The 14,571-nt window shown below is 59.2% G+C and carries 14 protein-coding genes; 7 read left to right on the top strand and 7 right to left on the bottom strand.

Annotated features, from left to right (window positions below; genetic code table 11):
- Positions 1-60: 60 nt before the first annotated feature.
- Entirely contained in the window at positions 61-1,152 is a 1,092-nt protein-coding gene (locus MKI83_RS06480; protein WP_241584158.1) for a lipase secretion chaperone, read from the top strand.
- Positions 1,153-1,176: 24 nt separating this feature from the next.
- The gene (locus tag MKI83_RS06475) at positions 1,177-2,964 is read left to right on the top strand and encodes a hybrid sensor histidine kinase/response regulator (protein WP_241584156.1); all 1,788 of its coding nucleotides are present in this window, start codon (positions 1,177-1,179) and stop codon (positions 2,962-2,964) included.
- 12 nt (positions 2,965-2,976) lie between these two features.
- Here MKI83_RS06475 and MKI83_RS06470 read toward each other — a convergent pair whose 3' ends face one another.
- The 3 genes from MKI83_RS06470 to MKI83_RS06460 all read right to left on the bottom strand — a co-directional run bounded on the left by MKI83_RS06470 (position 2,977) and on the right by MKI83_RS06460 (position 5,477).
- Entirely contained in the window at positions 2,977-3,597 is a 621-nt protein-coding gene (locus MKI83_RS06470) for a response regulator (RefSeq protein ID WP_241584155.1), read from the bottom strand.
- 112 nt (positions 3,598-3,709) lie between these two features.
- Entirely contained in the window at positions 3,710-4,186 is a 477-nt protein-coding gene (locus MKI83_RS06465) for a hypothetical protein (RefSeq protein WP_241584153.1), read from the bottom strand.
- A gap of 442 nt (positions 4,187-4,628) precedes the next feature.
- The gene (locus tag MKI83_RS06460) at positions 4,629-5,477 is read right to left on the bottom strand and encodes a sulfurtransferase (RefSeq protein WP_241584151.1); all 849 of its coding nucleotides are present in this window, start codon (positions 5,475-5,477) and stop codon (positions 4,629-4,631) included.
- A 97-nt stretch (positions 5,478-5,574) separates the two neighbouring features.
- Between MKI83_RS06460 and MKI83_RS06455 the strand changes: the two genes are divergently transcribed.
- On the top strand, positions 5,575-6,312 hold the full coding sequence (locus MKI83_RS06455) for a lysophospholipid acyltransferase family protein (protein ID WP_241584149.1): 738 nt from the start codon (positions 5,575-5,577) through the stop codon (positions 6,310-6,312).
- Positions 6,313-6,335: 23 nt separating this feature from the next.
- On the opposite strand, the gene MKI83_RS06450 is transcribed toward MKI83_RS06455, so the two are convergent.
- A complete protein-coding gene (locus MKI83_RS06450) occupies positions 6,336-7,397 on the bottom strand; it encodes an SMP-30/gluconolactonase/LRE family protein (protein ID WP_370867360.1) in 1,062 nt (353 codons plus the stop codon).
- Between the two features lie 212 nt (positions 7,398-7,609).
- Between MKI83_RS06450 and rnd the strand changes: the two genes are divergently transcribed.
- Both rnd and MKI83_RS06440 read left to right on the top strand, forming a co-directional pair.
- Positions 7,610-8,740 (top strand): ribonuclease D, encoded by a 1,131-nt coding sequence (rnd, locus tag MKI83_RS06445; RefSeq protein WP_241584147.1) that lies wholly within the window; start codon positions 7,610-7,612, stop codon positions 8,738-8,740.
- Positions 8,737-9,036, top strand: a complete 300-nt coding sequence (locus MKI83_RS06440; protein ID WP_241584146.1) for a YcgL domain-containing protein — start codon at positions 8,737-8,739, stop codon at positions 9,034-9,036. The genes rnd and MKI83_RS06440 overlap by 4 nt, the downstream gene beginning before the upstream one ends.
- 88 nt (positions 9,037-9,124) lie before the next feature.
- On the opposite strand, the gene MKI83_RS06435 is transcribed toward MKI83_RS06440, so the two are convergent.
- Positions 9,125-11,233: a TonB-dependent copper receptor gene (locus MKI83_RS06435; protein WP_241584144.1), complete on the bottom strand. Its 2,109-nt coding sequence runs from the start codon at positions 11,231-11,233 to the stop codon at positions 9,125-9,127.
- A 151-nt stretch (positions 11,234-11,384) separates the two neighbouring features.
- Here MKI83_RS06435 and MKI83_RS06430 point away from each other — a divergent pair, with 151 nt between their 5' ends.
- Both MKI83_RS06430 and MKI83_RS06425 read left to right on the top strand, forming a co-directional pair.
- Positions 11,385-11,834: a YcgN family cysteine cluster protein gene (locus tag MKI83_RS06430; RefSeq protein WP_241584142.1), complete on the top strand. Its 450-nt coding sequence runs from the start codon at positions 11,385-11,387 to the stop codon at positions 11,832-11,834.
- Between the two features lie 9 nt (positions 11,835-11,843).
- Positions 11,844-12,104, top strand: a complete 261-nt coding sequence (locus tag MKI83_RS06425) for a SemiSWEET transporter (RefSeq protein ID WP_241584141.1) — start codon at positions 11,844-11,846, stop codon at positions 12,102-12,104.
- Positions 12,105-12,137: 33 nt separating this feature from the next.
- Here the strand turns inward: MKI83_RS06425 and MKI83_RS06420 are convergent, their stop codons facing one another.
- Complete coding sequence (locus MKI83_RS06420; protein ID WP_241584138.1) at positions 12,138-12,476, bottom strand: YajD family HNH nuclease; 339 nt, start codon at positions 12,474-12,476, stop codon at positions 12,138-12,140.
- On the bottom strand, positions 12,473-14,533 hold the full coding sequence (locus MKI83_RS06415; protein ID WP_241584136.1) for a S9 family peptidase: 2,061 nt from the start codon (positions 14,531-14,533) through the stop codon (positions 12,473-12,475). Before MKI83_RS06415 ends, MKI83_RS06420 begins: the two co-directional genes overlap by 4 nt.
- Positions 14,534-14,571 lie beyond the last annotated feature (38 nt).

Genomic DNA, 14,571 nt, shown 5'->3' with positions numbered 1-14,571 from the left:
TGATGGTCTGCGCCGTGGTTTTTTAACTAAGGCTTTTTCTCAGGAGAGTGAACAGAGCTTATGAGTACCCCAACAGTACAGCGCGCATTGTGGTTCGGTGGTTTGGCCGTGGCGGCGATCACGGTCGCCGGCATGCTGTATTGGCAATGGCCAGAAGCTTCTAAGCCATTGGCAGTGCACACGCCTGCGCCACTCGCGCCGCTAGACAAGCCGTCAGCGCCGCAAGCGATTGCCCCTGAACGTAAGCAAATGACGGCCACCCCCGCCCAACAAGGCCCGTTAGTGGCCGGTATGGCGGATACCGAAGTGGACGGTGAGCTGTTGCTGGACGCCAATGGCAATCTGCAAATGCAGTTGGGTGTGCGCGATTACATTGATTATTTTCTCAGTGCAGCGGACGAGGCCGGCATCGATGCCGCCGTCGCTGCCATGATGGCTGACGCCAAACAACGCCTGCAGGAGCCCGCGCTCAGCCAGTTTGTGAATGTGCTCGGCGATTATTTGGCCTACAAAGAAGCCAGCATTGCCTTGCTCAGTCAGCCGTTGACGGCGGCGCAGCAAAACAACCCGCAAGACCAGTTGGGGGCGTTAAAACAGGGCCTGCAAGCGCTAGATAACTTGCGCCGTGAACATTTTAGCCCTGCCGCAGTGGAAGGGTTTTTCGGTGCTGAGGAAGCGTACTCGCGGTACACCTTAGGCGTGATGGCGCTGCAGCAGCGCGAGGACTTGTCTGACGCCGATAAGCAGCTGCGTGAAGAGGCCTTGCGCGCCGCCTTACCTGCGGCCATGCAGGCCAGTCAGAGCAAACAAATGCAAGCCTTGGCCGTTGAGGAACAAGCTCGCAGCTTGATGGCGAGCAAGACGGATGAAGGCCAAGTGCGCGCGTTTTTAAGCCAGCATTATGAGCCCAAGGTGGTTGAGGCTATGCTGCAAGAGCAGCGCGCCGAACAAGCGTGGGATGGTCAGTATCAGCAGTATCGCCAAGAGCTGGCACGGTTGCGCGCGGCGGGTATGGCCGAGCAAGATCAAGTTCAGGCTCAGCAGAAGTTACGCCAACAGTGGTTTTCAGAAGAGCAGTGGCACAAGGTTGAAACCTATGATGCATTCAATGATCCCACCGACGAGCCGGACGCGTCTTCGCCCGCCTCATAACATCTCTGCGCCGCAGGTCGCGCCGTGTTAACGCAAGGGGCGTTGGCCCTGCAAGAACGGGCTTTGTTGGCACAGCAGCAGCGCGGCCACATTGCCCTGCGTTTTCAGGGCGCCTTAGAGTCCGCGTTTGATCACTACCACCTGACCCGCGTGCGTCGCCAGCTACCTTGGGTGGCCGGCAGCGCGGTGGTGTTTGTGCTGGCGTACGCCTTGCTCGATTTCTTCATGACGCCTTTGGGCTGGATGACCTTGCCGCTGCGCATCGCGGCTTTTGTCGGCCTTCTACTGTGCTATCCGCTAATGATCAGCGAGCGGGTGGGGACGGCATGGTCGTGGGCCGCCTATGGTGCGGCTTATCTGATCTCCGGTTTATCGATCATCGCCGTGATCTATCTCAACATCAGTCAGGGGGTGAATCTGCCCTACGACGGTATGTTTTTGCTGTTCTGCTACGGCTACTTTTTGCTCGGTATGCCGTGGCGTTTGACCGTGAGCTTGTCTTGGTTGCAGCTGGCGGTTTTCCTTATCTTGGGCCGATTCTTTGACGTGCCGGCCGATGTCTTGGCTTACCAAGGTTTGTTTTTGGGCTGCGTTAATTTGATCGGCAGTTTTGGTAGCTACTTGTTGGAGCACAGCTTGCGCAGCAGTTGGTTAAACCTGCGCTTGTTGGAGTTAGCCCGCGAGCAGGCAGAAACCGAAAACGCGCGCAAACTGCGCTTGTTAGCCGCCGCTAGCCATGACTTGCGTCAGCCGCTGAATGCCATGGGCTTGTACGCCGAACATTTAAGCGAGCTGCACCCAGATGCCACCACGCAAAAAATCAGTCAGCGTCTGCGCGAGTCGGTCGGCCAGTTGGGGCGCATGCTGCAATCACTGCTGGATTTCACGCGGCTCACCTTGCCGGGGCAGCTGAGCGTGCAGCGCGCCGCACTTGAAGTGCGGCCCTTTCTCGCACGCTTGCTGCATGAACACCAAGACGAAGCCGGCAGTACGGTGCTGCGCCTTGATTGCCCTGAAAACCTGTGGGTGCTGACGGACGCGGCGTTGTTCGAGCGGCTGCTACGTAACTTGCTGAGCAACGCCTTGCGTCACGCCGATGCCCGTTTGCTGTTGTTGTCTGCGCACGTGGCGGCGGAAGATCAAATTGAAATACGCGTGCGTGATGATGGCCGCGGGCTTAGCGTTGATGAGCAAGCGCAAGTGTTTGAGGAGTTCCGCCAACTCAATAATCCCGGACGTTTAGCCGAGCGTGGGTTGGGCTTGGGGCTGGCCATCGTGCAGCAATTGGCGCAGTTATTGGCTCATCCGTTACAACTTGACTCGGCGCCCGGCAGTGGCAGCTGTTTTCGTTTGTGGTTGCCAGCACTGGCCGCACCCGCGCACGAGGTGGCCGTGGCGCAGACGCCTAGCGGCCTGCAAGGCTGTGTCTTGCTGATTGAGGATGATGAGGCAGGGCGTGAGGCGCTGGTGGGTTTATTGTCGCGTTGGGGGTGTCAGGTGCTCCCATGCACGGACTTAATCAGCGCGCAGCAGGCTTTGCAAAATCATCCGGTGGACATGCTGCTAAGCGACTTTCGTTTGGGCTTGGCGCTGGATGGCTTGCAAGTGTTGGAGCAGTTGCGCGAACAAGTGGGGCAAATGCTACCGGCCTTGTTGATTACCGCCGAGGTAACGCCCGCGCTGTCTGAGCGTGCCGCCCATGCTCATGTGGCCTTGTTGGCCAAGCCGGTGATGCCGGCGCGTTTGCGCCAAGCGATTGCGCGCGGTTTGCACGCGCGCCAAGGCATGACGACGCCATCCCTGGAGGTGTAAAGCGAGAGAGGTTTAAAGCCAGCCGCGATCGCGAGCCGCATTCACGCAGGCGGTGCGGTTGTGTACGTCTAGCAGTTGGAACAAGGCCTTGAGATGGGTCTTGATGGTGTCTTCAGAGATATTCAGCTGGCGACTGATCAGCTTATTCGGCATGCCTTCGGCCAACAGTTGCAGGATTTCTAATTGTCGCGGAGTAGGGCCGTTACTGGCCGGCAGCGGCTTTGGCGTGGGTAAGCTTTCGCCCAGCAATAGGCGGGTGATTTGCTCACGCAGTACCGCGCCGTCAGCGCTCTTAGAGATAAAACCCAGTGCGCCGGCTTTGAGCGCTTGTTGCATGTCTAACCCTGAGTCGCTGGCGCTGAGCATAGCGACAGGGCTGGCGATTGACTGCGCCTGCAAGCTGCGCAGCAAGCTCAAGCCCGACTCGTCTGGCAGGTTCACATCTAACAGCACTAAGTCGTAATCATGCTGCGCCAGTTTTTCGCGCGCCTGTTGCGCGCTGGTGACGGTGTCAATCAGGGTGTTTGCTGTCAGCTCGCGCAGGGCAAAGGCTAAGCCGTCGAGGTAAATCCTGTGATCATCCACCAGCAGTAGCGAAAGCTCCGCCGGCAGCGCGGTATGCACTGAGGTCATAGTGAGGTACTTATTTCTTGTTGTTGTAGTGCCTCCAGTGTAACGGCTACACCGGTTCAGGTCAGCCGCTTTACGACAACAAGTCTGACATGGGGCCTTGCTCTAGAGCTGTTTAGGCCGCGTGGTCGGTTAACGGCAGGCCGGCCATGGCGCGCATGAACTGACGAGGTTCGCCCTCGGGGGCAAACACCTTGCGCCAAGTATTGGCCAAGCTGATTAAGTCGGCATTGAGTGACGGCACGCGCGCGGCAAATACCACATGCATCCACGCGATGGCACAGGCATAGCGCAAGTTCACGCACAGTTCTAAATCGGGGTTTTCTAAAAAGGCGTGCTGGCTGGCGAGGCCGCGAATGCGGCTGGCTAGATCAGGGTCGTGGGCGAGAAACTCATCCCACAGTTTGCGATGCTGCTCGCTGGACACTTGCCACAAGCCAAAACACTGAAAGCGCCCCGGATGCTCGCCGAGGTGCGATAAACAGGCGGCCGAGCCTAACAGCAAGGCCTCGGCGCTGCTGGAGCACACGTCGAGGTATTTTAAGGTGGGGCGAATGACTTCACGTAACAGGACTTCAGCAGAAACTCCCATAGCTCCTCCAAGAGCGCCGGCGGGGTCAGTGTGCTGGCAGCATGTTTTTATCGTGCCCCGCCGGGAGCGTGGTTACACGCTCAAATTAACGTTAAGTCATACAATGTGATTGTAACAGGCTGTTTTTAAATTGATTTTTCCTTTTGGTTTATTTCTATATAGCCAAACTGAATATCATTAAAGGTGTGCTGAGCTAATTGGCGAACACACTAAGCACTAGGCGCACGGAGCGCCGCCAGCGAGAGACGCCGCCTAGTGGGCGAGGTTGCGCGCACGGCAGAACACCGCGATTGGGCGGTGCTGCGATTGGATAGTGCTGTGATTGGGCGGTGCCGTGATTAGATAGTGCCGTGATTGGATAGTGCTGTGACTGGATAGTGCCGTAATAAGACGGGTGTCGCCTTAGGCCCAATCACAGTAGAGCATCCGCGCGGGCAGCCGTTTAGTCACCGCGCGCCACTGGCCGCTGTGAGTCGCAAATCCACTCGCTCCAAGAACCGGCGTATAAGCGCGGTAGCGCAAGGCCAGCCAAGGCAAAGGCGGCAATGTTGTGGCAGGCGGTGACACCTGAGCCGCAGTAGCAGACGCAGGCCGACGTATCACCGGCTAAGGGCTCTAGGCGCTGGCGCAAGGTGGCGGCGGGTAACCAATAACCGTCGCTGTCGAGGTTGTCGGTAAAGGGGAGGCACTGCGCATGCGGGATGTGCCCGGCCACGGGGTCGAGCGGTTCGACATCGCCGCGAAAGCGCGGTAATGCACGGGCGTCTAGCAAGGTAGGGCGTTGTTCGCTATGCAGTGCCTGCTGCAGCGTATCAGCGCTGACTAACCAATCCTTGTGTGCGTGGCCGATAAATTGACCGCGTCCTTGTTCGGGCAGCGCGTGACTCAGGGCAAGCCCTGCCTTTTGCCATGCGGCAAGGCCGCCGTTAAGTAGATACAGCTGGGTTTTGCCTTGCCAAGCCAGCAACCACCATAAACGACTGGCAAAGGCGCCGTTGCCATCGTCATACAGTACGACATGGCTATCAGTCTCAAGGTTTAAGCGTTGAAACAGGGCGTCAAGCTGGGCTTGGGTGGGGAGCGGGTGGCGTCCGGTTTTTCCGGCGATAACAGGGCTAGAAAGGTCACGATCCAAGTGGGCGTAATGGCTGCCGGGGATGTGGCCTTGTTGATAGGCTTGGGCGCCGCGCTCTGGGGCTTCTAAGCTGAAGCGGCAATCGACAATGACCCACTGTGGATCATCCAAGTGGCTAACCAACTGGGCGGCGCTTAGCAGTTGCAGCAAAGGCATCGGTGCAATTCCTGTGTCGTGGGCGGCGTAGGGAACATCCTAATCCCATTGTGGGTCTGAGGGGCAGGCCTGTGGCGAGTGTTCAAGGAGCGCAGTAATGGTGCGAAGTGCCGGTTGGTGGATGCGGCAGTGGGTCAAGTTGGCCACAGTGGGGTACACCTTGTGGTGTTGCGCGCGGGTGATTGTGCTGAGTTGGTTTGGGCCGGTTAGTCAGCGTACCGCTGACAGCGCCATGCACGGTTGGGCCGAGGTGGTGATCAAGTTGGTGGGTATCCGCTGGCAGCGCTTTGGTGAGGTGCCCAACTTCAACGATGGCCGCCGTTACATGCTGATGTGCAATCACTCCAGTCATTACGATATTCCCATGACCTTGGTGGCCGTGCCCGGTTCAGTGCGCATGCTGGCCAAGCAAGAGCTGTACAAAATTCCCTTTTTTGGTCGCGCTATTCGCGCCTGCAATAACCCCGCGTTGGACCGCGACAATCGTCAGCAGGCCAAGCGTGATCTGGATAAAGCCAAGGCGTTGATGGAGCAGGGCATCGTGCTGTGGATGGCGCCGGAGGGCACGCGCTCCCCGAATGGGCAGTTGCAGCCGCTTAAACGTGGCGGCTTTATGCTTGCCGCGCAAACCGAGGCCATTGTGGTGCCGGTGGTGATTAAGGGCGTGCACAAAGTACTGCCGGCGGGCAGCCATGCGCTGAACTTAGGTCAAGAAGTCGAAGTGCATATTGGCCAGCCGCTGGATAGCCGCGATTACCCCGGACGGGCTTATCGTGAGCTGATGGGGCAGGTCGAGCAGCAAATGCAGGCGTTACTGGCCGACAACGCGAATTAACACTCGCGCTGCCGGCGAACCGATTAGGGCTTGGGCAGCTTGCCGATGCGGTCGTTATCGAGACTGCCGAAATACAGGTAGTCGCCGACTGGCTTAACCGAGGTGATCATGCGCAGGTGCGTGCCGGAGGTATCGTGCAGGCTGTGAATGATCTCGCCTTGCTCGTTGAGGGCGATGGCTAAACCGTATTTTTGCGCCTTAGGCCAAAAGGCGCGCGGCAGCTTGGCCAGTTGTTCTTTAAGCCAGGGATGCTGATGCAAAAAGTCGGCATCGGCTTTGCGTGGTGTCGGTAACGCAACCCAGAAGGTGCCAGCACGGTCGCCTTGCAGGTTATCCGGCATGCCCGGCAGGTTGTCGATAAACACCTCGCTCTCGCCGGCACGTTCACCCTTTAGCCAATAGCGGGTGATGCGGTAGCGGTAGGTTTCGTTGACCAGCACAAAGTCTTCGTTTTGCGATAAGGCCACACCGTTGGCGAAGTACAGGCCGTCGAGCAAGACGCTGGTGCTGTTTGTTGCAGGATCGAACATCAACAGACGGCCATGCGGACGGGCTTCGAGCAAGTCCAGTAGGTAGTCTGGCTGGTTGAATTTGCTCGAGGCATCGGAAAAGTAAATCTTGCCGTCGCTGGCGATATCTAGATCGTCGGTGAACGCAAAGGCGAGGCCGTCGGCCTCTTGGCTGAGCACGCTGATCTCACCTTGCGGACTGATTTTCAGTAAGCCCTTCCACGCGTCCGCCACGATTAGGTGGCCGTCTGCGGCAAAGTCCATGCCCAATGGGCGGCCTCCGGTGTTGACCCAATCGGTTGCTTGGCCTTGGTCGTCCAAACGGATGATGCGGCCATCTTCGAGTCCTGCATAAACGCGGCCTTGGCTATCGACAGCGGTGTCTTCGGGGCCGTGTATTTGCCCCAGCGCTAAGAGCTCAGCTTTCATCAGGGTGTCGTTGGGTTCCATCACGCCTGTCATCGCTGGCGCCACGGGGGCTTGCCAGTAGGCCGCGTTGATGGGAGAGGGAGTCAGCGTGAGGTAGCCGGCGGGAATTAAAAGCAGCAAACCGAGGTAAGCAAGCGCGCGCAGCATAGGGGCATCCTTGAGGTTTAAGCGGTATTGAATTGTTGTTATAGCGCGGGCTCAAGGTTAAGCAGCCATCGCGCTGCGGGCAAGTCTTGTGCCGCGCAGTCTGTATAATCGCCGCTTTTTGCGTGCGCGTAGGGCTTGGATAGACAATGCTTAGCACACGCGGCGTTGCCATTTAGGCGGTTGCGCTGACTGACAACCTCAAGGAGAACACCGTGGCGACCACGGATATTCGCTGGATCACCGACGATCAAGCTTTAAACGCAGCGTGCGCGCATTGGCACACACTGCCGGTGCTGGCGCTGGACACTGAATTTATGCGCACCGAAACCTTTTACCCCGAGGCTGGGCTGATTCAGCTGAGCGATGGTAAAACGGTTTGGCTGCTTGACCCGTTACCGATCAGCGCCTGGCAGCCGTTTGCGGCGTGGCTAGAAAGCGCCGACACCCTGAAAGTGCTGCATTCGTGCAGTGAAGACTTAGAAGTCTTAATGCGCCTGTGCAATGCCCTGCCAGAGCCTTTATTTGATACGCAATTAGCCGCAGCATTTTTAGGCTTAGGCCACTCCATGGGCTATGCCCGCTTAGTGCACGGTGTGCTGGGGCTCGAGCTGCCCAAAGGGGAAACCCGTTCGGACTGGTTGCAGCGCCCGCTAAGCCCGACGCAAATCAGCTATGCCGCCGAAGATACCCTGCATTTATTTGAACTGTACGAGGCCCTAGAACAACAGCTGTCCGCGCAAAAGCGCGCGTGGTTGATGAGCGATGGCGCGGATTTGTTGGCCAATGCCCGCGAGCACAAAGACCCGCGTGTGGCTTATCAAGACGCCAAATTGGCGTGGAAGCTGCGCCCGCAGCAATTAGCGGTACTGCGTGAGCTGTGTCATTGGCGCGAAACCGAAGCCCGCCGGCGGAATCAGGCGCGTAATCGCTTGCTGCGCGAGCGCTCGCTGTGGCCGTTGGCGCGTTTTCAGCCGGACAACTTGGTGGCCTTGGCACGGGTAGAAGATATGCATCCGCGCACCGTGCGCCAGGATGGCGAAACCCTGCTCAAAATTATTGCAGATGCTCAAGCGCTGCCGCAGGAACAGTGGCCGCCAAGCTTGGAAGCGCCGATGGGGCCGGAGGTGACTGGGTTGTTAAAACGCTTGCGCGCCATTGGCAAAGCCGAGGCGGAGGCCCAAGGCATGGCGCCTGAAATCATGCTGCGTAAAAGGGCGGTAGAAGGCCTGTTGCGCAGTGGTTATAAAACCGGTCATTACACGTTGCCCGCTGACTTTGGCGGCTGGCGTAAAGAGTTACTTGGCGAGCGCTTGCTGGCCGAGCTTGAAGGTGAAGTGGTATGAGTGAAAAACGCATTATTTCGATTTATAAATCGCGCAAAAAGAACGAGATGTACCTCTACGTGGACAAGCGCGGCGGCCTCGAGAAAGTGCCGGAGGCGTTGCTCAAAGCCTTTGGCGGCACGCAACACGTGCTCGATATGCTGCTGACGCCGGAGCGCAAGTTGGCGCGTGAAGACAGCACGGTGGTGCTGGATAACATCGCCAAGCAGGGCTTTCACCTACAAATGCCGCCTGCTGAAGACGAGTACATCGAACACCTGCCCGAAGAGCTGCTGCGGATGAACGATCCGCTGTAAGGCGGTGACTGGTTGTGTAACAACACGCGCCGCAGTCAGCGGCGCGGTTGTTGGTTTGTCGTATCGCGTTAGCGCGTTTTGCGCTGCTTTAGAACTGCCACTGGGTTTTTAACCACACGCTACGGCCTGGCTCGTTGACGCGCACCGCTTGCGGATTAAACGGGTCCACATTGGCGCGACTGACGTGATAGGCATAGGTGCGGTCGAACAGGTTGTCGACACCGGTGGCGACGGTGAGGTCTTTGCTCAAGGCATAGCTGGCGCTCAGGTCAAGGGTGATCCAGCCCGAGCTTTCACCGGCATCTTGTGCGCTGCCGGTTTGCGTGTCGTCGTCGACGCGCGTCTGCCGTGCCGCAAAACGACTGACCGCCTGAAGCGTGAGCGCTGCCTGCTGCCAGCTAGCACCAACATTGCCCTCCAGTGGCGCGATTTGCGCCAGCGGGCGATCGGTGTCGAGATTGCGCCCGTAGGTGTAAGCCAAACCGGCGTCGAGCTTCCACGCGCCGAGTTGTTGCCACACGCTGCCCTCAACGCCGGTCAGCATCGCGTCGACATTGCGGTATATGGTCAGGCTGGTGTTGTTGACCAGAACGCCGTCTTGCCCGCGCGCGCGGTCGCGCAAAATGTAATCGCTGACACGGTCGTAAAACGCGCTCACGCGATAACCGCTGCGGCCGCTATTGTCGAGTCCGAGTTCAAACTGGTTGTGGCGTTCAGATTTCAGGTTGGGGTTGCCGACCCAGCTTTCCATGCCGTTCATCACCATGCCGGGCATCGCACTGTTGGGTAGGCGCGTGATGTACAGCTCGGTGGCATCCGGCTGGCGCACGGTTGAGCTTAGGTTGCCGTACACGCGGTGGGCGTCGAGCTGTTGCTCCAAACGCAAGAAGCCGCCGAGGTCCCACGTGCTGCTGCGCTTGCTGTCATCGCCGTATACCGCACGGTAGACGTTATCCGGTGTGCGATCCGCCATGCCGATACGCAGGGCACGGTCGCCATCATGGGCGCTGGCGCTAAAGTGCTCAGCGCGCAAGCCGGCTTTAAATGTGCGTTGCTGGGCTAGGCGCTGCTCCCACTCGGCAAACAGGCCAGTTTGCTCAAGCTCGGCGTCGGGCCATGTCAGGTATTGCAAGGTGCTCGGGTCGCTGGGCGTCATCGCGGTCATGCCGCTGAACGAGTCGGCCTGCTTGCGGGTGTTTTCGTGGTCAAGGCCTAAGGTCAGCTTGCCGCGTTCAAGGTGGCTGATGCCGGATAAGCGCCCGCCCCAGACATCAGCACTGGAGGTGGTGAGCATCTTCATGCTGGCGGGTGTGCGCAGTGAGTAGTTGTCCATCGCATGATTGGCGCGGCTTTGATACAGCTCGCCGTTGACCTGATGGAACCAGCCTTGATGCAACTGCACGCTGCCGCGTAAGCGCAGAATGTCGGCGTCCGCTTGCGGTGCATCCATACCGGCGCCTGCGTACTTGATGTCTTCGCCGCGCACGGCCTCGCCACTGAGTTCAAGCCATATATCTTCGTTGGGGGTTAAGCCCAAGGCGGCATAGCCGGTGGTGTAATCGGCGGCCGAGCGCACGCGGTTGCCGTCGCCGTCGTGATAGTCGCCTAGCTCATCATGGCTGCCTTGTAGACGCAGATAGCCTTGTTGGCCGCCGGCGGCTAAGTCTGCCCAAGTCTGCTTGTTGACGCCGTTGTTGCTGTAGCTGGCGCCGAGCTTGCCCTGTACGTCGGCTTGGTTAAAGTGCGGCCGGCTGCGCTCATAGAGCAGTTGCGCGCCACTGGCACCGCTGTAGGCTACGCTGCTGCCGCCGTCGATGACGGTCAGTTGGTCATACAAATTGGGGCTGGCGTAGCTGGTGGCCGGGTCCATGCGATTGGGGCAGGCGTTTTGCACGCTGCTGCCGTCTAAGCGGGTGCTTAGGCGTTGCTGGCTTTGGCCGCGCACGACGGGGTCTAAGCCATGCCCGCCCATGCGGCTAAACGACACCTCAGGGCGGCTGCGCAGCCAGGCGGCGGCGTCGCTGATCGGTGCTGCGGCTTTGGCGCTTGGGCGTGCGTTGCTGGGGCTGGCTTTGTATTGAATGACCAGGGGGGCGCTGCCGTCGACGGTGCGGGTCTGCTCATCTTGGGCGTGTGCGCTTAGCCACGGTGAGGTAGCCAGCAGGCAGGCGCTGACGAGTGCTTTGCGTCGGAACATTTTTTAATCCCATTAGTTATAACCTTATCCATTTTCGATAAACCTTGCCCTAGGGGAATGTGACCGGTTGTCGCATGCACGCGGAGTGGGCAGTTGGCGAGTGGGCTGCGCGCCGGTAGACTGCCGCGTTTTCTAGCCGTGGGTGGATGTGATGGCAGCCAAGGTCGAACCTTTCTGGAAACGTAAACCGCTCGCCCAGCTGGATCAGGATGAGTGGGAGTCCTTGTGTGACGGCTGCGGCTTGTGCTGCCTGCAAAAGCTGGAAGACGAAGAAGACGGTGGCGTGTACTACACCCGCATCGCCTGCAAGTTGTTGGATACCACCAGTTGCCGCTGCACCGACTACGCCAATCGCCGTGCCCACGTGCCGGACTGCATCCAGCTGACTGCCGCCGAGGCCGATCAATTCAAGTGGCTACCGCCAACCTGCGCCTATCGCTTGGTGGCTGAAGGTAAAGACTTGCTGCCATGGCATCATCTGATCTGCGGCGATCCAGAAGCGGTGCACGGGGCGCGCATTTCGCAAAGCGGGCGTATGCTCAGCGAAACCCAAGTGGCTGAAGACGACTGGGAAGACTATCTGATTTTTCGCGCAGGCTAAGGACGCAGCATGGCTTTGGAATGGATTGGCTACCTTGCCGCGGTGCTGACCACCGCGGCGTTCTTACCGCAAACCGTATTGACCATCCGCACGCGTGATACCCAAGGCTTGTCGTTGGGGATGTACAGCTTGTTCACCACGGGCGTGGCCTGTTGGCTGGTGTATGGCGTTGTGCGCGGCGACTGGGCGCTGATCTTGGCCAACGGCATTACCTTGCTGCTGGCGGCGACCATCTTGTCACTCAAACTATTGAGCTTGCGCCGCGCTTAAATCAGCGCACCTTGGGCGCAGAACAAACGGCGCTTACTCACCTTTACCCATCAACTTGGCTAAGTCAGCAAAGGCCTTGTGCGTGGTTTTCGCCGCGCCGCCTTTGCCGGCATCACTGGTTGCGTAGTGGGCATCGACTTGGCGCTGGTGCTCGTTGTCGTGACAGAACAAACACAATAACTCCCAGTTAGAGCCGTCTTCTGGGTTGTTGTCGTGGTTGTGGTCGCGGTGATGCACGGTCAACTCACGCAAGCGCTTACCGATAAATTCACGTCCGCAACGCCCACAAATGTGTGGGTACATTTTTAGCGCTTTTTCGCGGTAGCCACTTTCGCGGGCTTGATAGCTGTGTGAGTGCGGGTTGTTGCTCATGCGCTGGGCTCCTGCGCGGGGGTGGGCTCAAGCTTTAGGGTATGCAGGATAAACGCATATTCCAAGGCCACTTCTTTGAGGGCCTGATAGCGCCCGCTTTGCCCGCCGTGACCGGCGCCAAAGTCGGTCTTCAGGTACAGCGGCGCGTCACCTTGTTGGGCGACGCGCAGTTTGGCCAGCCATTTGGCGGCCTCCCAGTACTGCACGCGGGTGTCGTGGTAGCCGGCGGTAATCCATAAGGCCGGGTAAGGCTGTGGGTGGACGTTTTCATAGGGCGCATAGCTGGCTAAGCGGGCGGCTACCTCGCCCTCGGCAGGGTTGCCCCATTCTTCGTATTCGGTCACGGTCAGCGGCAGCTCAGGCCGGCGCATGGTGTTGAGCACATCGACGAAGGGGACATCGGCAATCGCTGCGGCAAACAGCTCGGGCCGTTGGTTGATCACGTTGCCAATCAGCAGGCCGCCGGCGCTGCCACCGGCGATCACCAGCTGCTGAGGCTGGGTGAGTTGTTGGCGGATCAAGTGTTCGGCGCAGGCAATAAAGTCACTAAAGCTATTGGCTTTATGCGCGAGCTTGCCCGCGCGATACCAAGCTTCACCGCCTTCGCCACCGCCACGGACATGCGCCACGGCAAAGACAAACCCACGCTCTAACAGACTTAAGCGCGCATGCGAGAACCAAGGGTCGAGGCATTCGCCGTAGGCGCCGTAACCGTACAAATACAGTGGCGCAGGTGCTTGGAGCGTGTCTGGCTTGGCGATCAAGCTGATGGGGATGCGCGTGCCGTCTGCGGCGGTGGCCCACTCGCGCCATACGCGGTAGTCCTCTGGGGCAAAGCCGCCTTCGACCGGCGTTTGCTTGAGTACGCTTTGCTCATCGGTGCGCAAGTCTAAGGCGCGTACTTGTGCCGGGCGGTTGAGCGACTGGTAATGCAGGCGTGCGACTGGGCTGTGGTACTCCAGCACATCCAACACATCCAGCGTGCCTAAGGCATCGGGCAGCTCGACACGCACGGGCGCGTGCGCAGGACGGTGGACTTCCAATAGCGTCAGCGCCGCTACACGCAAGCTCAGAATGGCCGCCTGTTGCGTCAGGGTGAAGCCTTCGAGCATGACCTCGGGATTGTGTGCGATCACGCACTGCCACGGCTGCGACGCGCTGCGGGTGCTGTCGCTGACATACAGCGCGAAGTTGATGCCCGCTTGGTTGCTGCGGATCACCCAACCGGCTTGCCCGCACCAGTGGCCGTGATCGGCGTAGTACTCGTGCTCAGCCTGCCGCGGGGCGAGGCATTGCCATGTCGCCTGCGGCGTGTGTGCGGGCAGATGCCAGCATTCGCTACTGGTTTTGCTGGCGGCAGTGAGGATTAGAAAGGTCTCGTCGCTACTGCGTGCAAGGTTGAGGAAAAAACGCTCGTCGGCTTCGTGGTGTACGCAGTGATGTGTGCCGTCGGCGTCGATACGCTGCAAAAAGGCCGGGCGATGGCTGGCATCCAAGCGCAGGGCAAACAGCGTCTGGTTGTCCGCCGCCCAAGCCAAGCTGCCGTCGGCATCGGCTAGCTCGATTTCGCGAGTGGTGTTAGCGCTTAAGTCGCGCACAAACAGGCGGTACACCTCATCGCCTTGGCAGTCGAGGCTATAAGCCAGCTGCTGGTGGTCGGGGCTGATTTGGTAATCGCCGAGGGTTAAATAACCGTCCTCACCCAGCTCATCGGCCAATTGATTAAGGTCGAGCAGCAAGGTCTGGCTGTGGCTGTCGACCTCAAGGCTGTCGCCTTGGCGCAGGCAACGATACAAGCGCGGGTGTTCGTCGCCGGCGCGGGTGCGTTGGTAGTAAAGGTAGTTGCCGCGTGGGATGGGCAGCGACAAATCGGTTTCGCGAATACGCCCGCGAATTTCCTCAAACAGTTGCTGTTGCAGGGCTTCGGTGCCGCTGAGGGCATGCTGCCAATAGGCGTTTTCAGCGTTGAGGTAGGCCAAAACGGCGGGGGTGTCGCGCTCTTCCAGCCAAGCGTACGGATCAGCGGTATTGGCGCGGTGGGCGATCGGGGCGAGCATCGACGACTCCAGCAATAAAAGCGGCTATCATAGGCGGC

The organism is Atopomonas sediminilitoris (assembly GCF_022601735.1).
GTDB classification, from domain to species: Bacteria; Pseudomonadota; Gammaproteobacteria; order Pseudomonadales; family Pseudomonadaceae; genus Atopomonas; species Atopomonas sediminilitoris.
Note: the sequence above shows the minus strand (reverse complement) of the source record. Positions and strands in the feature narration are given on the sequence as shown.